The organism is Aeromonas enteropelogenes, from assembly GCF_000819845.1.
In the GTDB taxonomy this organism is placed as follows: domain Bacteria; phylum Pseudomonadota; class Gammaproteobacteria; order Enterobacterales; family Aeromonadaceae; genus Aeromonas; species Aeromonas enteropelogenes.
The window spans coordinates 45,809-71,742 of sequence record NZ_CDCG01000026.1 but is presented as its reverse complement, the minus strand read 5'-3'; the positions used below and the strand labels follow the sequence as shown (position 1 = coordinate 71,742).

Here is a 25,934-nt window from a genome sequence, read left to right as displayed (position 1 = left end):
CATCCCTCCTTCATCTGGTGGCCGGCATGAGCGCGTGATTGAGGAGTGTGGGACGATGAAATCATGGTTATTGCTGGTCTGCGCCCTGAGTTCGAGCGCCTGGGCGCTGGCGCCGTGCCAGGGTGGCACCGCCGTAGGATCCTGGTGCGAGGCGGGGATAGCCGCGCTGCACCCGACCCAGGGCGGTGTGGGCCAGCTCCAGGTCGACGCAATCCAGCGCAAGCTGGCGGGCAAGAGTGCAAAGCAGCTCGACAACTTGATGAAAAAGAAAGAGATCCCCGTGGTGATCGCCCCGGATGGCGGTTACTGGCTGGTGGACAGGCATCACCTGACCAAGGCGCTGTGGCAGCAGGGGGTGAAGCAGGTCCGGGTCAAGGTGATCGCCCGCCTGCAGGATCGGGCCAACTTCTGGAGCCAGATGCAGAACAACCACTGGGCCTGGCTCAAGGATGAAAAAGGGCAGCCACTGACCCCGGAACAGCTGCCGCCCCGTATCGATCAGCTGCCTGACTACCCGTACCGCACCCTGGCGGGTCTGCTGCAGGATGCCGGCTATTTCAGCAAGGATGGGCAGGTCTATTTCGTCGAATTTGCCTGGGCCAGCTGGCTTGGCCAGCAGATGGAGTGGCGGCCAATCGATAGCGCCAACCTGAGGGTAAGGTTGCAGCAGGCCAAGCGGCTGGCCTGTCGCCAGGAGGCCAGCGCTCTGCCCGGCTACCCGGGCCGGCAATGCAGCCTGAACCGGACAAAGTAAGGTCTGAGTGACGCCCTGACAACAGGGAAAGGAAGCAAAGAAGGCGACCCTTGGGTCGCCTTCTTCGTATGCACATCTTTTGCCTCACCCGTCTCAGGGGCTGGTGGGCAGGCTCTTGCCGTCGAGGTATTCGGGCAGGAACATCGACACCTGCGGCACATAGGTGATCAGCATCAGGAACAGCAGCAGGAAGCCGACCCAGGGCAGGCAGGCCCGGATCACCCAACCCATGCTCTGGCCGGTGATCCCGGCGGTCACGAACAGATTGAGACCGACCGGCGGGGTCAGCATGCCTATCTCCATGTTGACCACCATGATGATCCCCAGGTGGATCGGGTCTATGCCCAGCTGCATGGCGATGGGGAACAGGATGGGTGCCATGATCAGCACGATGGCGGAGGGCTCCATGAAGTTGCCCGCAAGCAGCAGCAGTATGTTGACCACGATCAGGAAGCCCCAGGCCGGCAGGCCCCAGGTCACGATTGTCTCGGCGATGGCGTGGGGGATACGCTCAGAAGTGAGTACGTGGGCGAACAGCATGGCGTTGCTGATGATGAACAGCAGCATGATGCTCACCTTGGCGGCATCCCGTACCACATGACCCACCTCGCCGTTGAAGGGGGATTTGATCATGGAGAGGGGCAGCAGCCAGAGGTTGCGCAGCGCTGCGGCGGGGATGGACTCCCCCTCGTGGCGCCAGGGGATCCCCTTGAGGGGCCCGATGTCGCGATAGCCATACACGGCGATGAAGAAGGCGTAGACGGCGGCGACGGCGGCCGCCTCGGTCGGGCTGGCGATGCCGCCATAGATGGAGCCCAGCACCAGGATGATCAGGAACAGGCCGCCGAGCGCCTTGCCACCGCTGGCCAGCAGGGTCAGCACACCGGGGAAGGGCTGGCTCGGCAGTCCCTTGATGCGGGCCACCACATAGATGACCACCATGATGCAGACCCCCATCAGCAGTCCCGGCAGGAAACCGGCCATGAACATGCGCGAGGCGGAGACCTCGGTGGCGGCAGCGTAGACCAGCATGACGATGGAGGGGGGGATCAGGATCCCCAAGGTGCCCGCGTTGGCGATAACGCCGGCGGCAAAGGCACGGGGATAGCCGGAACGCACCATGCCGGCGATGACGATGCTGCCGATGGCCGCCACCGTGGCCGGGCTGGAGCCGCACACGGCGGCAAACAGCATGCACGCCATGACCGAGGCCATGGCGAGACCGCCGCGAATATGGCCGACCGAATCCATGGCGAAGTGGATGATCCGCTTCGCCACCCCTCCGGTCGACAGGAAGGCCGACGACAGCACGAAGAAGGGGATGGCAAGCAGGGTGTAGTGCTCCGAGGTGGCCTCGAACAGCTTGAGCGCCAGGGAGGCCAGGGAGTCGTTGGAAAAGAGCAGTATGGTGGTGACGCTGGAGAGGCCGAGCGCCACCGCAATGGGCATGCCGAGCAGCATGGCGCCGATCAGCAGGGTAAACAGGGTCAGGGTCGCCATGATGGTTATGCCTTCTGATTCGGGTCGTTGTCGATAAGGTGCATGCTCTCTTTGGCCTCATCGGCCAGGGCAAAGCCGCTCATCTGGCCACGCCACACCATGATGCCCACGTTGAGGAAGCGCAGGAACAGCAGGGCCAGCCCGATCGGCAGTATGCTCATGGCCTGCCAGCGGGGGATGGGCAGATCCTCCATCTCGATGCCGATCATCTTGAGCTTGCTCAGATAGATCCAGGCGCCATAGAAGTAGAGGGCGCAGTAGATAAGGCAGAGCGCCACCGCCAGCAGGGTGAGGCGTTGCTGCCAGACCCCCGGCAGGATCTTGATGAAGGCGTCCACGCCGATGTGGGCCCCGACTCGCACCCCCCATGAGGCGCCGAACAGCACCATCCAGGCGCAGAGGTTCAGGGTCAGCTCCTGGGCCCAGAGCAGACCGGTATCGAAGAAGAAGCGCATCACCACTTCGAGGAAGACCAGCAGGGCCGTGCTGACCAGGAGCAGGCCTATGATGGCCTCTTCCAGCTGATGCATGAGTTTTTTCATTGGACTATCCCTGTGAGTAGGCCCGCCTCGCGGCGGGCTCATCCTGACGGCTTAGGGTTGATTGGCGGCGACGGCTGCGTCGATCAGCTCCTTGCCTATGGTGCCTTCGAACTGCTTCCAGACCGGCTTCATCGACTCGACCCACTGGTTGCGCTCGGCGTCGGTCAGGGTCACCAGCTGGCTCTTGCCGGAGGCAAAGATGGCGGCCTTGTCTTCGCTGTCCTTGGCGGCCGCGATCTCGTTGCCGAAGGCGACCGACTCATCCAGCGCGCGCTTGAGCTCGTTGCGAACCTGCTCCGGCAGGCCGTTCCAGAAATCCGCATTGGTGACGATGAGGTAATCCAGCACCCCGTGGTTGGTCTCCGTGATGTAGGGCTGCACTTCGAAGAACTTCTGGGAGTAGATGTTGGACCAGGTGTTCTCCTGCCCGTCGATGGCCTTGGTTTGCAGCAGGGTGAATACCTCGGCGAAGGGCTTCTTCACCGGCACGGCATTGATCGCTTCGAACTGGGCGGCCAGCACATCCGAGGTCTGGATGCGGAATTTCTTGCCCTTGGCATCGGCCGGGGTCTTGAGGGGCTGGCTGGCGGAGAGCTGTTTCATGCCGTTGTGCAGGTAGCCGAGGCCAATCAGGCCGTATTTCTCGAGGGAGCCCAGCATGGCCTGCCCCTCCTTGCCCTGCTGGAAGCGATCCACCGCCGCCATGTCATCGAACAGGAAGGGGAGATCGAAGATCTGCAGCTGATCGGTGAACTTCTGGAACTTGGAGAGAGAGGGGGCGATCATCTGCACATCCCCGAGCATCATGGCCTCCAGCTCCTTGCCGTCACCAAACAGCTGGGAGTTGGGGTAGACCTTGACCTCGACCTGGCCTTTCAGGCGCTCATCCACCAGCTGCTTGAAGTGGATGGCCATCTGCCCCTTGGGGGTGTTCTCTGCCACCACGTGGGAGAACTTGAGTTCGACGGGGGCAGCAAAGGCGGAGGAGAGGCCGAGGGCCAGGGTAAAGGCGGCGGTCAGGGCGCGGAGCTTGAGTGTCATTGTTGTCATCCTTGAGTGGGTTCAGGTAAATCACCCATAGCAAGGCAACTTGTGTGCCATCTTCCTTATTTTTGAAACAAGCCATTAACAATGGGCGCTGGCGCCAGGCAGGGGAAGACGGTGCGGGTCAAAAATGGGTGGAAATCCCCCCATGTAGTCGGACAGGCGGGGGGAATGCCGCCCATGACGGCAAGGTTAACCGGAGTAGCCGGGGGAGGAGGAGCCGAGCCTGCCCCGGCTCACTCGCCCCCGTCGTCGAGCTTGTAGTCCTGCTTGTCGAGGCCGTACTTGCGCATCTTGTCGTAGAGGGTCTTGCGCGGCAGGCCGAGGGCCTCCTGCACCTCTTTCAGTCGCCCCCTGTGCTGGCTCAGGGTGTCGGTCAGCAGGATGCGCTCGAACCGATCGACCTGCTCGGCCAAGGTCAGTGCCTCCCGCCCCAGGGTGAGATCGGCAAAGGCGCCCTCTTCGCCCATCAGCACGCAGCGCTCCGCCAGGTTGCGCAGCTCGCGTACATTGCCGGGCCAGTCGTGGGCCAGCAGCCAGGCGCGCTGCTCGGCACCGAGCCGCGGCGGCGCCAGCTGGTAGCGGGTGGCGGCCACCCGCAGGAAATTCTCGAACAGCAGGGGCACATCCTCCTTGCGATCCCGCAATGGGGGGATATCCACCCGCACCACGTTGAGCCGGTAGTAGAGGTCGGCGCGAAAGCTGCCCTGCTCGACCAGGGTCTTGAGCTCGACCTTGCTGGCGGTCAACACCCGGATATCGAGCGCTATCTTCTGGTTGGTGCCGAGCGGCTCGACCTCCCTGTCCTCCAGCACCCGCAGCAGCTTGATCTGCAGCGCCATCGGCATGCTCTCTATCTCGTCAAGGAAGAGGGTGCCTTTGTTGGCCCAGGCTATCTTGCCCACCCGGCGTTTCTGGGCGCCGGTAAAGGCTCCCGCCTCGTGGCCGAACAGCTCGCTCTCCATCATGGTTTCCGGCACGGCCCCGCAGTTGATGGCGACGAAGGGTTCGGCCGCCCGCACCGAGTGATCGTGCAGGAAGCGGGCGACCAGCTCCTTGCCACTGCCGGTCTCGCCCATGATCAGCACATCGGCGGGGGCATCCTTGATATGGGTGAGGATCTGGCGCAGCCGCTTGATGGCCGGATGGGTGCCGAGCAGTCTGGGGCCGGGGCCGCTCTGGGCCTCCAGCTCGCTGCGCAGCTCCCGGTTCTCCAGCACCAGGCGCCGCTTGTCGCAGGCCCGGCGCACCACCTCCAGCAATTGCTCGGTACCGAACGGCTTCTCGATAAAGTCGTAGGCTCCCAGGCGCATGGCCTGTACCGCGGTAGAGATGTCGCCGTGGCCGGTGAGCAGGATCACCGGCAGCTCGGGATCGCGCCCCATGATCTCCCGCAGCAGGTCGATGCCGTTCATGCCGGGCATGTTGATGTCGCTGATGATGATACCGGGCCACTGGGCGCCGATATGGGGCAGGGCCTGCTCGGCGCTGGCGAAGGTGGTGACCTGCCAGTCGGCCAGCTCCAGGGTCTGGCCGAGAGAGAGGCGCAGGTGATGTTCATCATCGATCAGCATTATCTGGGTCATGGCTCTCTCCTGAAGGGGTAAAGGCTGGGGATCCTGGCTCGCTGCGCAGGCTGGGGTCGACGGCGGGCAGGGTGATGGTAAAGCAGGCGCCGCCGTGGGCCGGGCAGTTGGTCGCCTCCAGCTGGCCGCCAAAGGCGGTGACGATGCGCAGCGAAATGGTGAGCCCAAGCCCGAGCCCCTGGGATTTGGTGGTGTAGAAGGGGGCGAACAGCCGGCTCGCCTCGACCGGGAGGCCCGGGCCGTTGTCACTGACTTCGATCACCACCCGATCATCGACTCGTTCGAGGGTGAGCCAGACCCGGGGAGGGGAGCTGGTGGCGCAGGCCTGCAGCGCGTTGTGCAGCAGGTTGACCAACACCTGCTCGAGCTGCACCGCATCGGCCTGCACATAGAGGGGCTCTGCCGGCAACCGGGTTTCGATCAGCAGGCCCTGCTTGATCATCTGGCTGTGCAGTAGCGCCAGGCTGGCGTGGATCACCGGTTGCAGCGTCACCGCCTGCAGGGTCTGCTCCCCCTTGCGGGCGAACACCTTGAAGCGGGCGACCAGCTCGCTCATGTGATGATTGAGGCTGTTGATCTGCAGCAGGTTGTCGCGGCAGCTGTCGAGGCGTCCCTTGTCGAGCAGCTGCAGCGCATTCTCGCCATAGGCGCGCATGGCAGCCAGCGGCTGGTTGAGCTCGTGGTTGATGCCGGCCGACATCTCCCCCAGCAGGGCCAGCTTGGCGGCCTGTACCAGCTGCTCCTGGGTATCCACCAGTTCGCGCTGGGTCTGGCGGTACTTGTCGATGGTGGCCACCAGCTCCTGGTTGCTGGTGGAGAGGGCCAAAGTCCGCTCGCTGACCTTGTGCTCCAGCTGGTTGTTGAGGCGGGCGAGACGGGCCCGGCCGAGCAGCTCCTGGCGCCAGTAGAGCCAGATCATCAGCACCAGCAGAGAGACGAGGGTGAAGCTGGCCAGTGCCTTGGCCATGATGGGCAGCAGGCCGTGCAGGGGCTTGAGGGTATAGAGATGCCAGCCGGCGCTGGGCATGGCGGTGCCGGTGAAGAGATAACCCTGCCCCCAACGCCACTCATCCTGGCTGCGCAGCAGCCCCAGGGTGGGCTGATCGCTCAGGGGATCCCCCAGCTTGTCGCCATACTTGCGCTCATCGCTCAGGGTGGCGCGGGTCGTGTCGTTCAATCTGACCAGGGGACGGTAGAGCCACTCTGCCCTGGAGGAGAAAAAGACCACCCCGTACTCGTCGGTCAGCAGGTAGTCGAAGTCATCGCGGCTGTCCCAGCGCTCCTCGATGAGGGAGAGGGCCACCTTGACCACGACCACACCGAGGCGGTGATCCCCCTCCTGCACCGGATAGGAGAAGTAGTAGCCCCGCCGCCCGGAACGCTGACCGAGGGCGAAATAGCTGCCGGCCCGCCCCTGCATCGCCTGCTGGAAATAGGGGCGAAAGCGGTAGTTGTCACCGACGAAGCTGTCCTGCTGGCGCCAGTTGCTGGCGGCGATGACGTCCCCTTGAGCGGTCATGAGGTAGATGGCGTCCGTGCCCAGGATCTCGTTTTGCTGCTCCAGCAGGGGGTTGAGCCTGGCGGGGGAGATCGTTCGCGAGAGCGCCTGCTGCAGCTCGCTGCGAGTGGCGATGAGGGCGGGCAGGCGGCGATACTTGTCGAGCTCCACCAACAGCTGGCCCGCCAGCCGCTCATTGTCGAGCTGGGCCTGCTGGCGCAGGCTCTCCAGTCCCCATTGGCGGGCCATGAAGGCGAGCCCCACCATCAGCGTGATCCACAGGCCAATCAGCAGGCCCCGACTTCCATTGTTCATCATTCCCTTCCTTGGTTGGCCACATCTTAACCTGCGTCCGGAGGAGAGAGGATGGCGCCGGTGAAAGAGTGTGACCGGCGCAACAGGCGCCGAGATCCTGCACAGTCTGTCGGCTTGATATTCATTCTCAATTAGGCATCATGAAGGACTCCACCCAGAGGAAGGAGCCCTCCCATGACACAGGCACAAGACGGGCCGGATCAGGCCCAGACACACTGGCAGCGCTACATGATGGAAGCTGAGCACTCCCTGAGCCAAGGGGCGCTGGGCTCCGCGGTCTGCCTCTATCAACAGGCCCTTGGCACCATCTCGGCGCCGATAGAGATGACCCAGGAAGAGCCGGATCTCGAGATGCTGGCCTCCATGCGGGTGGCGACCTGCCATCGTCTGGCGGATTTCTGGCGCGCCATGGATGAACCCGCCTACGAGCTGCGTTACCTCAAGCTCGCCTCCGAGCTGGTGACGGCGCTGGTGCCGCAATGTCCTAACCGGGAGTGCGAGTCGCTGATAAGCGAACTGGGTTGCTGCCGCGCGGCCCTGCTCGGGTTTCTCAAGCGCCACCCCAACCCCGAGATTGCCAAGCTTATCCAGTTGCAGGACAAGGTACAGGGCTGCGAGTTGATCGGGCGCTTTCGCCTCAACTGACCGGCGCGCTATGGTGGCAACGGGCTAGCCCTTGCGACCGAGCCTGGCGGCGATGCGTTGCTGCGCCTCTTCCCCCAGCAGGGCCTGGGCGAAGGCGCGCGCCTCCAGATCGATGACGAAGTGGACCGCCTGCTTGAGCTCCTGCTTGAGCAGCGCCTTGCTCTTTTGCACTGCCCTGGGCGGTTTGGCGGCCAGCTTCAGCCCCTGTTCGCGGGCAAATGCCAGCAGATCCGCGCTGGCCACCACCCGGTTGGCGAGGCCGAGGCGCAGTGCTTCATGAGCATCCATGGATTCGGCCAGCAGCAACAGCTCGGTGGCCTTCAGCTGGCCGACGGCGCGGGGCAGCAGCAGGCTGGAGGCAAACTCCGGCACCAGCCCCAGCTCGACAAAAGGCAGCTGCAGGCGGGCATTCTCCCCCAGATAGACCAGATCGCAGTGCAGCAGTATGGTGGTGCCGATGCCGACGGCCGGGCCCCCCACGGCGGCGATCACCGGTTTGGGGAAATCGGCCAGGGTGTGGAGAAACTGCAAGATGGGATCGTCCTGCTCCAGACTGCTCTTGCCGACAAAATCGGCCAGATCGTTGCCGGCAGTGAAGCACTCCGCCTGACCCTGCAACAGCAACACATGTACACCTTCATCGGCCGCGGCCTGTTGCAACTCGCTCACCAGTTGGCGGTAAAGTTCTGTGTTGAGGGCATTGCGCTTGTCAGGGCGGTTGAGGGTCAGAGTGAGCAAGCCGTCCTGCCGCTCGGCAATGAGAATGGGCGCCATGTCTAAATCCTTGTTATTGAAGGGTGCATAAAAGGTTTCTGTTGGGGTAACCTTTGCCTCGTTTAACAACATCATAAAAGGATTTCAACCATGTTTAAACGTGCGTTTTATTCTCTGCTGCTGCTCGGGATGACGGCTCCCGCCCTGGCCAAGGTGGAGGCGGTCGACGGTTATGTGCGCCTGTTGCCCCCCGGTACGCCGAATACGGCGGCCTTCATGGTACTCAAGAACGATGCCGATCAGGCGGTCAAGCTGGTGGCAGCGTCCTCTCCAGCCGCGGGCCGCGCCGAGCTGCATACCCATCTGCACGAGAACGGGGTCATGAAGATGCGCCAGGTCGAGAGCATCGAGATCCCGGCCAAGGGGGAAGTGGTACTGAAGCCGGGCAGCCTGCACATCATGCTGTTCGAGATCGGCACCCTCTCCGAGCAGACCCCCATGCCGCTCACCCTCACCCTGGATGATGGCCAGCAGCTGGCGTTGTCGCTGCCGGTGAAGCCGATCGAGCCGATGGGCGAGATGCAGCACATGAAGCACTGACATTTGTCGTCGTTTGTTCAGGATTCTCGCTGGGTATTTTGGCTGCGCGGAGTAAAATAGTGCCCTTTCCATCCATGCAAGAGGAAGTGACGTGATGAAAAAGACACTGATTGCCGGTGCTGTTCTGGCGCTGTGCAGCCAGGCTGCCATGGCTGCCGATGACTGGCGTTTTGCCGCCGGTACCGACGTATGGTCTGCTCAGGGCAGCGGCCAGGCATACGGCAGAAGTGCCGATGGCGGTTATGACGACAACTACAACTGGAGCGGCTACCTGCAACTGGAGCACGGCATCATCCTGCTGCCGAACGCCAAGTTCGAGATCTCTGATTTGAGCAGCTCGGGCGGCAACTTCAAGAACGATCTGACCGCTTACGATCTCAGCCTCTACTACCGTCTGTTCAACAACGATCTGTTCCAGATCGATCTGGGCCTGACCGGTCGTCACTACGACGGCGAGCAGATGTACTTCAGCCGCAAAGGCTATGACGAAGACATGCTGATGGCCTATGCCGGCAGCGAAGTACGGATCCCGGGTACCGGTGTCTCCTTCTTCGGCGACGTGCGTTCCAAGGATGCGGACAACCTGGACTACCGTCTGGGCGGTGCCTACAAGTTCTCCTCCGTACCGGTCAAGCTGCGTGCCGGTTGGCGCGAGGCCAAGGTTGACTTCGACGGCGTCGATCAGCGCATCGATGGCTGGTTCATGGGCGGCGAATTCACTTTCTAATCTGACGGAAGTCGGCATGATGATGTCTCACGTCATGGTGCTGGCAGGTATCTAGCAAGGCAGGGAGAGGAGAGATAATGGGGCACATCATAGTGACAGGGGCGGGCTCCGGGCTCGGCCGGGCATTGACCATCGGGCTGGTTGGCCGGGGCCATCAGGTCGCCATGATGGGGCGCCGTTATCAGAAACTGCAGGAGCAGGAACAGCTGCTCGGCAAGGCGGTGATCGGCATCGCCGCCGATCTCTCTCACCACGAAGAGGTGGAAATGGCCTTTACCGCCGCGGTGGAATGGGGAGGTCTGCCCGACCTGGTGATCCACTGCGCCGGGGTGGGTGAGTTCGGTCCGGTCGGCGTCTACACCGCCGAGCAGGTACGCAGGGTGGTGGAGAGCAACCTGGTCTCCACCATACTGGTGGCCCAGCAGACGGTGCGGCTCATCGGCGAGAAAGGCGGGGTGCTGGCCAATGTGCTCTCCTCCGCCGCCCAGGTGGGCAAGGCCAACGAGAGCCTCTATTGTGCCTCCAAATGGGGCATGCGGGGCTTTCTGGAGTCTCTGCGGGCCGAGCTCAAGGGCTCGCCCCTGAGGTTGGTAAACCTCTATCCGAGCGGGATCCGCAGCGAATTCTGGGACAACTCGGATCACGTGGATCCGAGCCGTTTCATGACCCCGGAAGACGCGGCGGCCTACATGCTGGATGCGCTGGAGGCCAGAAGTAGTTGCCACGTGACCGATCTCTTTATCGGGCGCAACGAGTAGGGCCGGCTTTTCCTGCTGTTTTGCCAACAGATAGTCAGACAAACAAAAAGCGCGCCATCTGGCGCGCTTTTTTTATCTCGGGCTGCGGGACGATTAACGGCCCAGCTTGGCCTTGATCATGGCGACGATGTCGCTGATGGCCACTTCCTGCTTCTCGCCGGTGCGGCGGCACTTGTACTCCACCACGCCGCTGTCCATGCCGCGCTCACCAATGACGATGGCGTGGGGCACGCCCAGCAGCTCCATGTCGGCGAACATCACGCCCGGGCGCTCTTTACGGTCGTCAAACAGCACGTCCACACCGGCGGCTTTCAGTTCGGCGTAGAACTGCTCGGCCAGCTCGGCCACGCGCACTGACTTGTGCATGTTCATCGGCACGATGGCCACTTCGAACGGGGCGATGGCGTCCGGCCAGATGATGCCGTACTGGTCGTTGTTCTGCTCGATGGCAGCAGCCACCAGACGGGAGACACCGATGCCGTAGCAACCCATCTCCATGGTGACGGACTTGCCGCCCTCGTTCAGCACGCTCGCCTTCATGGCTTCGGAGTACTTGGTGCCGAGCTGGAAGATGTGGCCCACTTCGATGCCGCGCTTGAGCAGCAGCTTGCCCTGGCCGCACGGGCTCGGGTCGCCTTCCACCACGTTGCGCAGGTCGGCAACTTCGTAAGAGGCGATGTCGCGATCCCAGTTGGCACCGGTCAGGTGGAAGCCGGTCTCGTTGGCGCCACAGACGAAGTCCGCCAGGTGGGCGGCGCTGCGATCGACGATGATGCGACCGGCAAAGCTAACCGGGCCGATGGAGCCCGCGTCGCAACCGGCGGCGGCCTTGATCTGCTCGTCATTGGCGAAGGCCAGCGGATTGGCGACACCCGGCAGCTTCTCGGCTTTGATTTCGTTCAGTTCGTGGTCGCCACGCAGCACCAGGGCGATGACCGCCTGGTTGCCGTGCTCGTCCGCCTCGCCCAGCACCAGCAGGGTTTTGGCGACGGCGCTCGGGGCCACGCTCAGGAAGGCGGCGACTTCGTCGATGGTGTGAACGTTCGGGGTGGCGACCTTGGTCAGCTCTTTGGTCGCAGCCGGGCGCTCGCCCGCCGGGGCCAGCGCCTCGGCCATCTCGATATTGGCGGCGTAATCGGAGCTGTCGGAGAAGGCGATCAGATCTTCACCGCTCTCGGCCAGCACCTGAAATTCGTGAGAACCGGTACCACCGATGGAGCCGGTATCGGCCTGCACCGGACGGAAGTTCAGACCCATGCGGGTGAAGGCCTTGCAGTAGGCGGCGTGCATCTTCTCGTAGGTCTCGACCAGGGAGGCCTTGTCGATGTGGAAGGAGTAGGCGTCCTTCATCAGGAACTCGCGGCCGCGCATCACGCCGAAACGGGGGCGTACTTCGTCACGGAACTTGGTCTGGATCTGGTAGAGGTTCAGCGGCAGCTGCTTGTAGCTGTTTACTTCATAACGGACCAGGGCGGTGATCACCTCTTCGTGGGTCGGGCCCAACACGAAGGGGCGATTGTGGCGGTCGGTCAGACGGCACAGCTCGGGGCCATAGTCGTCCCAGCGGCCGGATTCCTGCCACAGCTCCGCCGGTTGCACCACCGGCATGGAGACCTCGACGGCACCCGCATTGTTCATCTCTTCGCGGACAATGTTCTCGATCTTCTTCAGGACCCGCAGACCGGTCGGCAGCCAAGCGTACATGCCGGAGGCGAGTTTACGGATCATGCCGGCGCGCAGCATCAGCTGGTGGCTGACGATTTCCGCATCGGACGGGGTTTCCTTGAGAGTGGAAAGCAGATATTGGCTGGTACGCATCGCGGTAGACCTTAGCTAAACGGGCGCGGGGCCCTGGATAAATTCAAGGGCGGAATTTTAACAGGCGCAGCGTTGCGGCCCAAGGGCTAAATTTGCCGCAATGGCCAAAGGGACGGCGAGCCAGCGCGGACTCAGGGGGGATAACATCACGACAAGCAGGTTTTTTATGCCTGCAATTTGGCCGGATCTTCGCTAAACTCTGCCACCTTTTCTCGACGGGCAGGGCTATGCCACTCCCGTCCCCCCTTATTTTTTGTACTTTTGGAGCCGCTCATGCCGCTAGTGGGACATCAACACCAGATCGAGATCCTGGAACTGACCGACAAAGGAGACGGCAAGGGACGCCTGTTCGACCGCCCCCTGTTCGTCGAGGGTCTGCTGCCAGGTGAGCAGGCGTTGGTCGAACTGACCGAGGTCAAGCCCAACTACCTGCATGGCAAGGTGGCCGAGTTGCTCCAGCCCTCCGCCGACCGGGTCGCCGATTTTTGCCCCAACACAGAATGCGGTGGCTGCCAGGTACGCCCGCTGGCCTATCCGGCCCAGCTCAAGCTCAAGCAGAGTCTGGTGCAGAGTGCACTGGAGCAGGTCGGGCTGGGTGAGACCAAAGTCAATCCCATCCTCGGCATGGAGACGCCGTTCGCCTATCGCAACAAGGCGCAGTACGCGGTGCGTGGCTGTGAGGCTGGCGCCGAGATCGGTTTTTATCGCAAGCACTCCCACGATCTCATCACCGCCGATGACTGCGCGGTGCAGGACTCGCTCCACGTCGAGCTCAACGCCCGGGTGCGCAGCTGGATGCGCGAGCACGACATCGCGGCCTATGACGAAGTTAACCACACCGGCTGTGTGCGCAACCTGATGACCCGCAAGGGCTTCAAGAGTGGCGAGCTGATGGTAGTGCTGGTGACGCTGGGTGAGGAGCTGCCGTTCGAAGCCGAGCTGTTGGCCGCCCTGCAGGATCTGCCGATCACCACCCTGGTGCAGAACATCAACGAAGCGCGCACCAACCGCATCCTGGGTGACAAGAACCGGGTGCTGCTGGGCAGCGGGGTGATCCGCGACAAGATCCACGAGCTCGACTTCGAGATCTCGCCGCTCTCCTTCTTCCAGAACAACCCGAGCCAGACCGATGTGCTCTACTCCAAGGCGCTGGAGTATTGCGAGCTGACCGGCAACGAGACGGTGTTCGACATCTATTGCGGTATCGGCACCATTTCCCTGTTCCTGGCGGGCAAGGCCGCCAAGGTGGTGGGGATCGAGTCGGTGGAGAGCGCCATCGAGGATGCCCGCCGCAATGCGGCCCTCAACGGCATCGCTCACACCGAGTTCCATGTCGGCAAGGCCGAGCAGCTGATGCCCGAACTGCACGCCCAGGGGGTGAGCGCCGATGTGGTGGTGATGGATCCGCCGCGCAAGGGCTGTGACAAGGCGGTATTGCAGACCCTGGTGGCCATGGCGCCGCGCCGGCTGGTCTATGTCTCCTGCAACCCCCAGACCCTGGCTCGCGATCTCGCCTGGCTGGTCAAGCAGGGCTTCGTGCTGGACGAGGTGCAGCCGGTGGACATGTTCCCTCACTCCATGCACGTCGAAGCCGTTGCTCGCCTGAGCCTGCCCGCCAAGGGCTGATCAGGGTCACACAGAAGCCGGTGGTGAGGTTTCCCGACCCGCCGGCCATAAAAAAACGACTTCATTTGGAGTCGTTTTTTTATATCTGCCGCACAGCGTGAGGGGACTAACCCGCGCTCAGGCGTACCTCGGTGGCGATCTGGTCGAGCAACTGCTGCCAGCCCTGGCCCAGTTCGCCGACCAGCGTATTGTAGCCGTCGGCGGGGAGTACCCGTTCCTGGCGGAAGGGAGCGTCGCGCAGCACAGTGCCGTCTTCCGCCAGCAGACGCCAGCGGCCGCTCAACACGGCGCGCCCGTCGTAGCGCCCCTGAAAGCGCTCCACCACTATGCTCAGCACGGGCCCCTTGCGGGCGCCATCCTGCCGTATCACCCAACCGGGCAACCGGGCCGAGAGGCCATTCATGGTCACCTGATTGAGCTGATCATCCAGCGAGCCCGCCCAGCGGTGGTACTCGGTGAAGTGCAACTCCTGCCCCTCCAGCTGATAGACCATGCTGATCCGGTCGAGCTGGCTGGCCAGGGTGATGGGTCGCAGCACCAGCTGGTGCTGCGGAGTGGCCGGGGCCGCGCCGGATGACGGCTGGCTGGCGTCAAGCGAGTAGTAATGCAGGCTGGGCTGGCTGGCGCTGCAACCGGCCAGCAGGCCGAGCAGGGCCAGCGTCAGGATCTGTTTTTTCATTGTGTTCCTCGCTTGGGCTCAGGGTCCGATGGTTGGGCGCGATCGAAGATCAGCGAGCTGGGTTGCTCGTTCAGGGAGTGCACCAGCGGCTGCAGCTCACGCATCAACTGATTGAGGGCCTGTACCGACTGGCGCAGATCCTGGTTGGTCTGTGAATGGCCGTCATAGGCCTGCAGCGTCTCCTGCAACTGTTTCAGGCTCTGGTTCAGGGATGCCGGCAGTTGCTGGGTCGCCTCCTTGCTGGTCAGCTTGTCCAGGTTGGCACTGACCGCACTGATGTTCTTCAGGGTCCCATCCAGGGTGGAGAGGGAGTTGTTGACCTTGCTGAGGGTGGTCGCCATGTCCATGTCGACAAACTTGTCGAGGATCAGATTCACCTTGCGCTCGATCTGATCCAGCCCCGCCTGCACGGTCGGGAAGACCTGATAGCCGGAGATCTTGGCCTGCTCGAAGCGGGGCGCATCCGGGTAGAAGTTGAGATCGATGAGCTTGCCGCCGGTCAGCAGGCTGGAGGTCTTGAGGCTGGCCCTGAGACCTTCCTTGAACTGCTTGCCGAACAGGGCGCGCCACTGCTCTTTTTCCGCCTTGGCGTAGCGGTGGGAGAGGCGCTGCACCTCGATGCGAGCCAGTACCGGGATCTGGCGATCCTGGAACAGGCGTATGCCCTTCTCTTCGATGAGGTAGGGGGCAGAGATAACGGTACCGACCCGGATGCCGCGATACTGCACGGCCGCGCCCGGGTGCAGGCCGGCCACGTTGTCGTCGAACAGGAAGACGTAGTCGATGAACTGATCCAGGCTACCGGCCAGCACGCTCGCCTCATCCTGGAACAGGGTGAACTCGTCGCGCTGCTTGGCCGGCTCGCCAGGAGACCAGCCGGGCGGCAGGCCCATGGTGATGCCGCCGTCGATCAGGCTCTCCAGCGAGTCCATCTTCACCTTCATCCCTTCGCTGTTGACGGACAGCTCGAACCCCGGGGTCAGCCAGAAGCGGGAGTTGCTGCTGACCAGGATGTCATAGGGAGCGTTGATGAAGATCTGGTACTGCATCTCGCTCTTTTCGGGCAGGAAGGTGGCTTCTTCCACCTGGCCTATGGTGAACCCCTGGTAGTTGATGGGGGAGCCTTCCCCCAGTGCGCGGGCATCACGGCTGGAGAGGATCAGGCGCAGCCCCTTGGCACTTTGCGAAGCGAGCGGCGGCTTGTCGAGCATGGCGTACTCGTCCCGCGCCTTGCCTTTCTTGCCCGGCAGGAGTTCGATATAGGCACCGGAGAGCAGGGTCCCCAGACCCGATACCCCTTCCCGGCCGACCCTGGGCTTGACCACCCAGAACTGGCTGTCGCCCTTGAGCATGCCGGAGGCGGCGTTGGTGAGGCGGCCGCGCAGCACGGCATGGCTGTAGTCATCGCTCAGCTCGACCGTCTCGATGCGGCCGACGTCGACCTCCCGGGAGCGGATCACCGTCTTGCCCGCCACTATGCCTTCGGCAGTGGCGACCGTCAGGGTGAAGCTGGGGCCCTGGGAGTACCAGTGCTGGAACAGCATCCAGAGACCGATGAACAGCGCCAGCAGCGGCACCATCCAGATTGCGGCGGCAGAGCTCAGAAAGTCAGAGCCCGGTTTCCACCTTGTTTTACGCTCACTCACGTTCGCGTTCTCCTTGTTGTAAATCCCAGATCAGGCGGGAGTCGAAGCTCATGGCCGCGACCATGGTGATCAGCACCACCCCTGCAAAGGCGACGGCCGCGGGGCCGGGGTAGATGGTCATCAGATTGTCGAGGCGGATCAGACCCGCCAGGATGGCCACCACGAAGACGTCGATCATCGACCAGCGTCCGACAAATTCCGTCATGCGATAGAGCTTGAGCTTGCGTAGCGGCGAGGCCGCGTGGCCGTTTTGCACTGCGTAGCAGAGCCAGAACAGCGCCAGTATCTTAACCAGCGGTACCACCACGCTGGCAAAGAAGATGACGGCGGCAATGGGGTAGGAGCCCATTGCCCACAGCAGCACCACGCCCCCGAGAATGGTGGAAGGGGTGTCATCCCCGAGAAACACAGTATCCATGATGGGATAGAGGTTGGCGGGGATGTAGAGAATGCTGGAGGTGATGAGCAGTGCCCAGGTGCGGTTCAACCCGCCCGGTTTGCGATCGTGCAGGTGCCCGCCGCAGCGGCCGCAGCGATGGCTGCCCGCCTTGCTCAGGGCGCCGCAGATATGGCACCCCGTCAGGCCGCTTTCCATGGCGCTGGCATCGGTTGTCCCATCGACGCCGCAGGCATCGGTCGGGCCGAGTAGCCGCTGCCATAGCCACATGGTGTCCAGCGACGAGATCATCTTGACGAGCAGCACCGTGTAGCCGACGAAGGCCCAGAAGGAGAGCCCCATCTTGATGTCGGCCATCCCCATCAGCTTGACCAGGGAGATGAGCACCCCTACCAGAAACACATCCACCATCAGCCAGGGCTTTATCTGGCAGAGCAGGCGGCCGAGGGAGCGCAGAGCCTTGCTGTGGAGATCCTTGTCGACACGCCACAGCACCAGCATGATGGAACCGATGTAGATGAGCGGCAGTCCGATCAGGGTCAGGCTCAGCACGGCGCCGAGGAACAGGTAACCCTCGTCCACCAGGGTGGAGATGCACTGGATGAATGTCATCTCCTGTCCAATTCCCTTGCTGGAGAAGGACATGAAGGTGAAAGCATTGGCGAGCACGAACATGATGAGCGCCGCAAACCCGTAGGCGATGGGGCGCAGCTCCTGATCCGGCAAGTAGCGGCTCAGGGTGTGGCCGCAACGTGGGCAGCAACTGGCCTGGCCCACGGCGAGCGGGGTGGCCGGGATCAGCAGGTCACACTCTTCGCAGGCGGTGGCATCGTGGACATAGGTCCGAGGTGGGTGTGAAGCCGGATGCAAAATAAAACCTCGAATAAGGCTCGTCAGGAAGCCAGAACCGCCGATTATCGCAGTTGTGCCGGCCAGCGGCCAGTCCCCGTGTAGCACGATTGTTGATGAGCATGCGAATGACTTTGACAAGCCACTGGCCATTTAGCACAATCAAACGCCACTTTTTTCCGCGGGACAATAATTTATGACAACCGAATCCCCAAGTTACTCCACGATTGAGCAAGCCTTCTCCCTTGGGAACGGGCAAGATTCCGCCCTTAACTGGTTGCGCAAGAACCGCAGCCAGGTCGCGATTTTTCTGGTGAGTGGCATCAAGCTGGAAGGAACCATCAGCGGTTTCGATCAATACAGCGTGCTGCTGACCGATGCCCATGGCAACCAGCAGCTGGTCTACAAGGCCAAGATCTCCACCATCGCCATGCACACCGGTCGTCCACAGGTGAATATCCAGCGTGCACGCAAGCCGCGGGTCTCCATGGCGCCGCGTCCGCACGGTGCTCCGGGTCGTTATGACGACAACCAGGGCGGCGGCAACCACGAATAATCCCTTGCCCCGCCTCTGCCGCCATCCCTCCCGGGTCTGACGGCAGCGGTCGTTCGCTCTCATTTACATTCATGTCCCGTATGAGAGCGAACCTTGTCTTTTTGCCGTCGGGCGAGATGTTTGCCCGATTACGCCTCCATCTCGACCGGTTTTCCTTCCCTGACCAGACAGGTCTGCATGCCTGCGGCCTGACCCGCCTGCACGCCGATGCCGGTATCTTCAAACACCAGACAGCCTGACGGCTCGACCCCCAGCTTGTTGGCCACCAGCAGGAAGGTATCCGGATTAGGTTTGTGCAGCTCCACGTCGTCGGCGGTCACCACCACCTCAAAATAGCGATCCAGACCGGTATTGCGCAGCACCGCCTGGGCGTTGACGCGGGGGGAGCCCGTGCCTATCCCCATCGGGATGAGGCCGTGGTGGCGCTCGATCAGGGCCTGCATGGCCGGGAAGACGGTCGCCTTGTGCAGATTAGCCACATAGTGGTCTGTCTTGCAGCGAGTAACCTGAACGGGATCGAGTGGGATCTGCTGCTCTTCGGCCACCAGCAGGGCGATCTTGCGGCTCGGCATGCCCCCCAGTTCATAGAACCAGTCGGCATCGAAATGGAAACCAAATTCACGGGCAGTGTGTTCCCAGGCGGCCAGGTGGAGCGGCATGGAGTCGACCAGGGTGCCATCGAGGTCGAAGACCAGGCCTTGGAATCCGGAAAGGGTCATGGTGCTGAGTCTGTCTCTGGAAAAAGGGAGCCCATTCTAGCCAGAGCAGCCCCTCCTCGCCATTGGCTAGCTGGTGAGAAACGCTTGCCCCCACATTTGCGCCTGAAAATAGATGGGTGTCAGCCTGGTCGGGTCCAGCTGATAACGAGGCGCCAGCTGAGCCAGCAGCGGCCAGTTGCCTTGTTCATAGGTGGTGACCAGCTGGAACAGGTGAAACAGCGGTCCCTCCCGCTGCTCAATGGCGCGCTTCACGTTTTTGGGCAGATGAGCCTTGAGGGCATCCGACAGCAGGGAACCATCCAGCACCAGCCCCACCAGAAAGGCCCAGCTGGCCTCCGATTTGCCAAGGGCGGTCAGGGCGATCAGCTCGCAGAAGCGGCCACGAGCGATGGCCATACGGGTGCAGGCCTCCGGCATGTGCGGACTGATCCGGGCCAGGCCGTTGATCAGCACGAATTTGCGGATCTCCTGCTCCCCCAGATAGGAGAGGGCGCGGGAGACGGAGGTGATGGGGCTGGCGTGATCAAAGCCAGGCGCATTGACATAGGTGAGCAGCTGACCGGGCAGGTAGGCATCCTGCTCCAGCAGTTTGGCGACCTGATTGAAGGAGAACTCCTCGTGGCAGATGAGCTGGAGAATTTGCTGCACCAGCGCCATATCCGGCTGGGTGGCCCGCTGGTTCACCAGCTCGGGGCGGGCGAGGAAACCGCCGGCGAAGAAATCCACTCCAGCCTCCCTGAGGGGAAGGAAATCCTGCCAGGTATCGATATTGAGGGCCATCCGCTTGTGTTCAGTGGGCTGGCAAATGCCCTCTTCTCCCATCCAGAACACCAGCAACCGGCTGGCACCGAGCCAGCGCGGATCCCGGTGGGCACCGTGGACGGCGAGCCTGCGACGACTGTCACGCCACTGTTCCAGCACCGGAAAGGAGGTTGGGAGGCGCTCGCTGGAGGCCTCCACCAGGGGAATGGTGTCCTGATCGAACAGCAGGGGACGTTGATCATCCAATTGTTCGTGGCTGAAAGGCACCAGGTATTGGCGCCCCTGGGCCAGCATGCGGCAATGCTGGGCCAATGCAGGCCACTGGGCCGGGTCGACAAGCTGATAATCGATACCGTAGGCCACCAGGGCCAGGCGGCGATTGAAGATGGGATAGCGGCGCAGCAGCATGGGATCACCGATAGGTCAGAGTGCGAGCCCTCCCTTGCGACTTGGCGTGGTAAAGCGCCTGGTCTGCCTGTTCGGTCAGGGTTTGCCATGCCCCGTCCTGGGAGGGAACCAGATAGCTAAAGCCTATGCTAACTGTAATGAAATCAGCAACTCGGGAACCTGGATGGGGCACTTTTAGCTGGGCCAGTCCATCATGGATTCGTTCGGCCAGCTGCTCCGCTTCTCCCGGTTGGGGGGCGCACAGCAGGATCACGAACTCCTCGCCACCATAACGGGCCACCAGGTTGGTACGCCGTCGTTCCGCGTCCCTGAGCACGCTGGCGATCAGGCGCAGGCACTCATCCCCCTTGGCATGGCCGAAGTGGTCGTTGTAGGCCTTGAAGTCATCCACGTCGATCATCAGCACCGCCAGCAGACTCTGGGTACGGCGGGCCCACTCCCATTCCCGTTGCATGGTGAGGTCCCACTGGCGGCGGTTGGCGATGCCGGTGAGCGGATCTTCGAGGGAAAGCAGGGAGAGGCGCTGGTTGGCCTCCTCCAGCGCCCGGTTGGTCTCGGCAAGCTGCATGGTGCGCTCGGCCACCCGAGCCTCCAGCTGGCGGTTGAGTTTCTCCAGCTCCTCCTGGGTGCGCTGGCGGATCAACAACTGCGACAGCATGGCGGCGTATTGCTTGAAGATCTCGCTCTGGTAGGCCTTGAGTGGCCGTTGCCACAGCAGGTTGTCGGCGGCAATCCAGCCGATGGGAGTGGCGCCGTCCCACAGCGAGACCATGGCGTTCCAGCCGCGGCCCACCTGCTGGCGTTCATAGTAGAGGGGGGTATCCTCCAGCACCAGTACATAGTCCTTGCTGCGCAGCGCCTGCTGTACCGTGGGGTGATCAGGGATGGGGCTGATGAAGCCGCTCTCGTCCACCAGTTTGCCCTCTTCATCTGTGCCCCAGGTGCCGCGCATGGTCTTGCCATCGGGCTCGATGAGGAAGATGGCGACCCGATCGAATTGCAGCTCCTCGCGGGCCAGCACCACGGCTTCACGCAGCAGCTGGTGTTCGCTCTGGCTGCGAGAGAGGGTGACGCTGACCGTGTGCAGGGCCTGCAACATCTGGAGGAAGGAGCGCTGCATCGCCTGGCTCTGCACCAGGTCGGTCTGGGTGTGACGGCGCTGATCCCGTTCATGATCAATCTGCCAGGCCAGCAGATGGTTGCTCAACTCGGCAGTCAGGTAGTGGGTCAGCAGCTGGATCCCCTGGCGCTGATGACGGGAGAGGCGATCGAGCCGGCGCCGGGTTTCCAGATAGATGACGCCATCGAGCTCCTGATGACGCTTGAGGGGGAAGCAGACGCGCAGCTTGGGTTGTACGGTTTCCACATATTCCCAGATATCGCTCTGCGGCTGGATCTGCTCCACCACCATCTGCCCGTGTTCGACGGCCCGGGAGATCAATTCATCCGGCAACTGCAACGTCACCAGATGGGCCGGATCCAGGGTTAGCAACCCCTGATCCGGATGAAAGCTGTAAAGCAGGGGCTCCGGCGCCTGCAACCAGAGATAGAGGCGTTCCGCCTCGGTTTTCTCCCTGATGGTCGCGAGACTCGCCTCGCAGAGCTGCGCGAAGCTGGTGAACTGCTCAGGTGCCCATTCTTGCATGCCAATGTCCCTTTGGGTGTACCCAAGCGAGTATATATACACTCCCTCTAATATATTGATTGAAATATTAAAAAAGAGAGCCAGTGCGCATAAATTCTGCTGCTTTAAGGTTGGGAGGCGGTCGCAATTTGCCTGAAGGGGGCGACTGGGTCGTTAGCAGGTGAGAAAAGCATGATCTGAACGAGGAGAACAGGTATCAGGGACATAAAAAAGCCCGCACAATGGCGGGCTTTTTCTATAAGTTGACAGGTGTTTACTCTGCCTTGGGCGTTTCTTCGGCCGGGGTTGCATCGGCTTCGGCTGCCGGTACGACCGGCGCCGGACCCGGCACCAGCTCCACCGCCGGCTTGGCGATGAGGGAGCGGGTCTCTTCCACCGCCTCGGTCAGCTTCACCTCGATGATCTGGCCGAGCTCGTAGACCACCTCGGTCTTGTCCAGATAGACGCGGCCGTTGTCCCAGTTGCACTCCAGACGCTCCTTGTTGTCCAGGATGTGGCGGGCGGGCATGAAGACCACGGCACCGTTCTCCTGCAGGCGCAGCTTGAGGCCGGCACGCATCACGTCGATGATCTCGGCGTTGAATACTTGATCGGTACCGGCGGCTGCCTTCAGGTAGCGCACATAGAGCCAGTCGCCGATGTCACGCTCCACCATGCGGTGCAGGCGGCGGCAGGCGGTCAGGTGCTCGGTGAGCTCCTGGCTCGGGCGCTCGCCCGGGGTCTTGCCGGCGATGACGGCTTTGAGCAGGCGATGGTTGACCATGTCGCCGTATTTGCGAATAGGTGACGTCCAGGTGGCGTAGGCATCCAGACCCAGACCGTAGTGGGCTCCCGGCTCGGAGGACATCAGGGCATAGCTCTGGAAACGGCGGATCTTGCCGTCCAGCCAGCGGGTATCCAGGCTGTCGATCCAGCGGCGCAGGGCGCAGAAGCCGGACAGGCTGGCGATATCGATCTTCTCGAACGGAGCCTCGGCGCTTTTCAGCAGGTCGATGGCGCCGTCGAGGGACTCCTCGTCAAAGCCGGTGTGGACGTTGAAGATGCCGTAGCCGACGGTCTTGCCCAGCACGCGGCCGGCGCAAATGTTGGCGGCGATCATCGACTCTTCCACCATGCGGTTGGCGATGCGGCGCGGCTCGACGTGAATGGCCAGCACTTCGCCATCTTCGCCCAGTTCGAAGTCGTAGTCGGGACGATCCGGGAATACCAGTGCATGCTCGGTGCGCCAGGCGATGCGCGCCTCCGTCATCGCCTTCATCAGCGGCAGCTGGGCCAGGACGCCTGCGTCGATATCCAGCGCTTTGCCGTGTTCGGCCCAGTCGGAGACGTCGTCATAGTTGAGGCGGGCGTGGGAGCAGATGCGGGCGGCGAAGAACTCGGTCTCCTCCTGCAGCAGGCCATCCTCGGTGATGAGCAAGCGGGCGCACAGGGTGTTGCGCTCCTCGCCCTCTTTCAGGGAGCAGAGCTCGTCGGAGAGGGTGCGCGGGATCATCGGTACGTTGCGGCCCGGCATGTAGACGGTGAAGGCGCGCTGGGCGGCCTCCTTGTCCAGCTCGCTCCCTTCGGCCACGTAGGCGGTCGGGTCGGCGATGGCGACCAGCAGCTCCCAGCCGTCGTCCAGCTTGGTGATGGCCAGGGCGTCGTCCATGTCCTTGGTCTTGGCGCCATCGATGGTAAAGAAGGGCACCTGGGTCAGATCGCGGCGGGGCAGCTCTTCCTCTTCGATCACCTTCCACTCCGGCAGATCCGCCGGCTCGACCTGGGCCAGGTTGTGGCGCGCCAGCACCACCCACCAGGGCACGTTGTGATCTTCCTGGGAGGCGATCTTTTGGGTGATCTCGGCGGAGAAGTTGCCGTCAACCAGAGCGTGGCGCTTAAGGGTCGCGACTACCCAGTCCCCTTCCTTGAATTCTTTCTCGTCCAGCCCCTTCTTGACGCGGGCCTTGATGGCATCCTTGATGAGCGGATGGTCGGCTACCACGTTGAGGCGGTCGCGGAACATCTTGACCCGGGCCACGAAGCGGGTGATGGATTGCTCCAGCAGCTCGTCCGGCTCGGCCACTTCTTTCTCTTTTTCGGTACGGATCAGGGCGGTCACCCGGTCGCCGTGCATCACCTTCTTCATGTAGGGCGGCGGCACGAAATAGCTGGTCTTCTCATCGACCTCCAGAAAGCCGAAGCCCCTATCGGAGGCGCGGATAACACCCTCTTTCTTGGGGATGTTTTCGCGGATTTGTTGCTTGAGCTGGGCCAGCAGCGGATTGTCTTGGAACATAAGTGAGGAACCTGAGTGGAGACCTGATGAAGAAACGCCCAGCACTATACGTTTTTAGCCCTCCAAAGCCAAGGTGAATGGCCTTTTCAGCTTGGTTGCAGCTGGCAACGGGCGTAGTCAATCAGCCTCAGGGAGAGCTGCTTGTGGATGCCTTTTTCCAGTACCCAGCGGTGCCAGTAGAGTCGCTCTGTCAGGCGCTGGTCCGGGCTGAGATTGACCAGGCTGCCCGTGGCCAGATGCTGGCGGATCTGCAATTCAGGGATGAGGCAACAGGCCAGCCCCTGCTCGGCCATGGTAACGAAGGCCTCCGACGAGTGCACCGTATGGCAGGGATAGCCGCCGGGCTCCAGCCCGAAGTGGCGGCGCATGAAGCTGACGTGCATGTCGTCGCGCTGATCGAACGCCACCGCAGGGGCCTTGGCCAGCGCTTCCCGGGTCAGGCCATTGGGGAAGTGGCGCGCGACGAAGGCGGGGCTGGCGGTGAGCAGGTAGTGCATCTCGCCCAGCTCGTCGATGCAGCAGCCCGCCAGCGGCTGGGATTGCAGGCTGATGGCGCCAAACGCCTGGCCCTCGCGTACCTTGTCGAGGGTGCGGCTCTCGTCATCCACCAGCAGATTGAGTTCGATTGGGTGTTGCTCCAGCAAAGGGGCGATGGCGGGCAGGAACCAGGTAGCCAGGCTGTCGGCGTTGACGGCAATGCTGATGCGGATGGGGCCTTGCGGCGTAGCCGGGGTCAACTCGCCCGCCAGTTCAATCTCGAGCTGGTGCACCTGGCGATAGTGAGCCAGCAGTTTCTGGCCGAGGGGGGTGGCCTGCAGCGGCTGGCTACGGATGAGCAGGGGTTCGGCAAATTGCTGTTCAAGCTGCTTGATCCGCTGCGAGATGGCGGACTGGGTGAGGTGCAGCGATCTGGCTGCCCGTTCGAAATTCTGCTCCTGCAGTACCGCATCCAGTGCCCGCAGCAATTTGTAGTCCAGCTCTTTCATGCCATCTCCCTGTTTTTATCCCGTGGCAGACTCTACGCGAGCCGGATCCGGACAACAATGACCGGTTGCGATGAGAGTGGGACAAGGCCGCTAGTGTGATTTTTTACAGTAGTGGTTAACCGGTTCAGAGAGGATACTGCACATCGCCGCACGGGCAGTGGCTGCCGGATGTGGCTCATAGCGATGCGTTTATCCCGGGTATGTTTCCCGGGATTTTTTATGATGATGCGGCCAGCGGATGTCGTTGGGATTGAGCAGGACGACTATGGGGCTGGTAATGACCGAGCAGGGGTTGGGAAACGGCACGGGCAAAGCGTTCATCCAGATGGAAGCGGATACCGACGCCACGAACCGCCCCCAGATCGACGGCCTGGCGATGGCCGAGGCGTTCGATGGGCAGGCCGAGACGGCGGAAGATGCGCTCCACTGGCAGACTGACCACGGCAACCAGCTCGCGGATCCCGTGCGCCAGGGCGAAGGCGTAGACCTCGCGGAAGATGATGCAGGTCAGTTCGCTGACGCCGTTGCTCATGCGCGGGGCGCGGGAGGCGTCGATGGCCAGCCGGGTCAGTTCCCAGATCTGCGGGCTGCATGGCGGGCGTTCGCCGGCCAGGGCGGCGGGAAAAATGGTCGGGAGCATGTAGGCATCGGCGCAGTTGAGCAGGCGGATGCAGCCACACACCCCCTGTTCATCCTCAATCAGCACCCAGTGAGTATCGGGAGTGTCGAAGCTGTCTCGCTCAAGTCCTTGACGGGACTCCACATCCCAGCCAAGTCGGTCGGAAAAAACGTCGTTTCGAAAGCGATAAAGTTCACTTTCGACCTCTTTTCGCGGGTGTTCTCTCAATTTCCCTTTGAAAACCAACATTATGGACTCTCTCTCTT

23 protein-coding genes are annotated in these 25,934 nt (G+C 62.4%); 7 read left to right on the top strand and 16 right to left on the bottom strand.

Annotated elements, in window-relative coordinates; translation table 11 throughout:
* Positions 1-55: 55 nt before the first annotated feature.
* A complete protein-coding gene (locus tag BN1123_RS09260) occupies positions 56-754 on the top strand; it encodes a ParB-like protein (RefSeq protein WP_042026620.1) in 699 nt (232 codons plus the stop codon).
* 93 nt (positions 755-847) lie between these two features.
* Here BN1123_RS09260 and BN1123_RS09255 read toward each other — a convergent pair whose 3' ends face one another.
* The 5 genes from BN1123_RS09255 to BN1123_RS09235 all read right to left on the bottom strand — a co-directional run bounded on the left by BN1123_RS09255 (position 848) and on the right by BN1123_RS09235 (position 7,239).
* Positions 848-2,254, bottom strand: a complete 1,407-nt coding sequence (locus BN1123_RS09255; RefSeq protein ID WP_042026619.1) for a TRAP transporter large permease — start codon at positions 2,252-2,254, stop codon at positions 848-850.
* A gap of 5 nt (positions 2,255-2,259) precedes the next feature.
* Positions 2,260-2,796, bottom strand: a complete 537-nt coding sequence (locus BN1123_RS09250; protein ID WP_026457283.1) for a TRAP transporter small permease — start codon at positions 2,794-2,796, stop codon at positions 2,260-2,262.
* A gap of 51 nt (positions 2,797-2,847) precedes the next feature.
* A complete protein-coding gene (locus tag BN1123_RS09245) occupies positions 2,848-3,837 on the bottom strand; it encodes a TRAP transporter substrate-binding protein (protein WP_156130480.1) in 990 nt (329 codons plus the stop codon).
* Between the two features lie 239 nt (positions 3,838-4,076).
* Positions 4,077-5,426: a sigma-54-dependent transcriptional regulator gene (locus BN1123_RS09240; RefSeq protein ID WP_042026617.1), complete on the bottom strand. Its 1,350-nt coding sequence runs from the start codon at positions 5,424-5,426 to the stop codon at positions 4,077-4,079.
* Positions 5,401-7,239, bottom strand: coding sequence for a sensor histidine kinase (locus BN1123_RS09235; RefSeq protein ID WP_052449253.1), 1,839 nt, complete (start codon positions 7,237-7,239; stop codon positions 5,401-5,403). Before BN1123_RS09235 ends, BN1123_RS09240 begins: the two co-directional genes overlap by 26 nt.
* Positions 7,240-7,413: 174 nt before the next feature.
* Between BN1123_RS09235 and BN1123_RS09230 the strand changes: the two genes are divergently transcribed.
* Positions 7,414-7,884, top strand: a complete 471-nt coding sequence (locus BN1123_RS09230) for a DUF2753 family protein (protein WP_042026616.1) — start codon at positions 7,414-7,416, stop codon at positions 7,882-7,884.
* Between the two features lie 24 nt (positions 7,885-7,908).
* Here the strand turns inward: BN1123_RS09230 and BN1123_RS09225 are convergent, their stop codons facing one another.
* Positions 7,909-8,658: an enoyl-CoA hydratase-related protein gene (locus tag BN1123_RS09225; RefSeq protein ID WP_042026615.1), complete on the bottom strand. Its 750-nt coding sequence runs from the start codon at positions 8,656-8,658 to the stop codon at positions 7,909-7,911.
* Between the two features lie 90 nt (positions 8,659-8,748).
* Between BN1123_RS09225 and BN1123_RS09220 the strand changes: the two genes are divergently transcribed.
* From BN1123_RS09220 to BN1123_RS09210, 3 genes are all read left to right on the top strand, one after another.
* Entirely contained in the window at positions 8,749-9,198 is a 450-nt protein-coding gene (locus tag BN1123_RS09220) for a copper chaperone PCu(A)C (protein WP_026456391.1), read from the top strand.
* 94 nt (positions 9,199-9,292) lie between these two features.
* A complete protein-coding gene (locus BN1123_RS09215; RefSeq protein WP_042026614.1) occupies positions 9,293-9,925 on the top strand; it encodes a TIGR04219 family outer membrane beta-barrel protein in 633 nt (210 codons plus the stop codon).
* A 77-nt stretch (positions 9,926-10,002) separates the two neighbouring features.
* Positions 10,003-10,683, top strand: coding sequence for an SDR family oxidoreductase (locus BN1123_RS09210; protein WP_042026613.1), 681 nt, complete (start codon positions 10,003-10,005; stop codon positions 10,681-10,683).
* A 93-nt stretch (positions 10,684-10,776) separates the two neighbouring features.
* On the opposite strand, the gene BN1123_RS09205 is transcribed toward BN1123_RS09210, so the two are convergent.
* On the bottom strand, positions 10,777-12,501 hold the full coding sequence (locus tag BN1123_RS09205) for a proline--tRNA ligase (protein WP_042026612.1): 1,725 nt from the start codon (positions 12,499-12,501) through the stop codon (positions 10,777-10,779).
* 273 nt (positions 12,502-12,774) lie between these two features.
* On the opposite strand from BN1123_RS09205, the gene rlmD reads away from it, so the two are divergent.
* Entirely contained in the window at positions 12,775-14,127 is a 1,353-nt protein-coding gene (gene rlmD, locus BN1123_RS09200) for a 23S rRNA (uracil(1939)-C(5))-methyltransferase RlmD (RefSeq protein ID WP_042026611.1), read from the top strand.
* Between the two features lie 106 nt (positions 14,128-14,233).
* Here the strand turns inward: rlmD and BN1123_RS09195 are convergent, their stop codons facing one another.
* The 3 genes from BN1123_RS09195 to BN1123_RS09185 are packed head-to-tail and all read right to left on the bottom strand — an operon-like array spanning position 14,234 to position 17,719.
* Complete coding sequence (locus tag BN1123_RS09195) at positions 14,234-14,806, bottom strand: PqiC family protein (protein WP_026458594.1); 573 nt, start codon at positions 14,804-14,806, stop codon at positions 14,234-14,236.
* Positions 14,803-16,452, bottom strand: a complete 1,650-nt coding sequence (gene pqiB, locus BN1123_RS09190; RefSeq protein ID WP_042026610.1) for an intermembrane transport protein PqiB — start codon at positions 16,450-16,452, stop codon at positions 14,803-14,805. The genes BN1123_RS09195 and pqiB overlap by 4 nt, the downstream gene beginning before the upstream one ends.
* On the bottom strand, positions 16,445-17,719 hold the full coding sequence (locus BN1123_RS09185) for a PqiA/YebS family transporter subunit (protein WP_042026609.1): 1,275 nt from the start codon (positions 17,717-17,719) through the stop codon (positions 16,445-16,447). The genes pqiB and BN1123_RS09185 overlap by 8 nt, the downstream gene beginning before the upstream one ends.
* A 175-nt stretch (positions 17,720-17,894) precedes the next feature.
* On the opposite strand from BN1123_RS09185, the gene hfq reads away from it, so the two are divergent.
* Positions 17,895-18,254, top strand: a complete 360-nt coding sequence (gene hfq / locus BN1123_RS09180) for an RNA chaperone Hfq (RefSeq protein WP_026457968.1) — start codon at positions 17,895-17,897, stop codon at positions 18,252-18,254.
* Positions 18,255-18,382: 128 nt separating this feature from the next.
* Here hfq and BN1123_RS09175 read toward each other — a convergent pair whose 3' ends face one another.
* The 6 genes from BN1123_RS09175 to BN1123_RS09150 all read right to left on the bottom strand — a co-directional run bounded on the left by BN1123_RS09175 (position 18,383) and on the right by BN1123_RS09150 (position 25,917).
* Positions 18,383-18,973, bottom strand: coding sequence for an HAD family hydrolase (locus BN1123_RS09175; RefSeq protein ID WP_042026608.1), 591 nt, complete (start codon positions 18,971-18,973; stop codon positions 18,383-18,385).
* Between the two features lie 66 nt (positions 18,974-19,039).
* Positions 19,040-20,143 (bottom strand): EAL and HDOD domain-containing protein, encoded by a 1,104-nt coding sequence (locus BN1123_RS09170; protein ID WP_042026607.1) that lies wholly within the window; start codon positions 20,141-20,143, stop codon positions 19,040-19,042.
* A gap of 4 nt (positions 20,144-20,147) precedes the next feature.
* Positions 20,148-21,788, bottom strand: a complete 1,641-nt coding sequence (locus tag BN1123_RS09165) for a sensor domain-containing diguanylate cyclase (RefSeq protein ID WP_042026606.1) — start codon at positions 21,786-21,788, stop codon at positions 20,148-20,150.
* A gap of 253 nt (positions 21,789-22,041) precedes the next feature.
* On the bottom strand, positions 22,042-24,063 hold the full coding sequence (locus BN1123_RS09160; protein WP_042026605.1) for an exoribonuclease II: 2,022 nt from the start codon (positions 24,061-24,063) through the stop codon (positions 22,042-22,044).
* An 86-nt stretch (positions 24,064-24,149) separates the two neighbouring features.
* Positions 24,150-25,049 (bottom strand): LysR family transcriptional regulator ArgP, encoded by a 900-nt coding sequence (locus tag BN1123_RS09155; RefSeq protein WP_042026604.1) that lies wholly within the window; start codon positions 25,047-25,049, stop codon positions 24,150-24,152.
* A 217-nt stretch (positions 25,050-25,266) separates the two neighbouring features.
* Positions 25,267-25,917 carry an acyl-homoserine-lactone synthase gene (locus BN1123_RS09150; protein ID WP_042026603.1) on the bottom strand — a complete coding sequence of 217 codons (651 nt, stop codon included), beginning with the start codon at positions 25,915-25,917 and terminating at the stop codon, positions 25,267-25,269.
* Positions 25,918-25,934 lie beyond the last annotated feature (17 nt).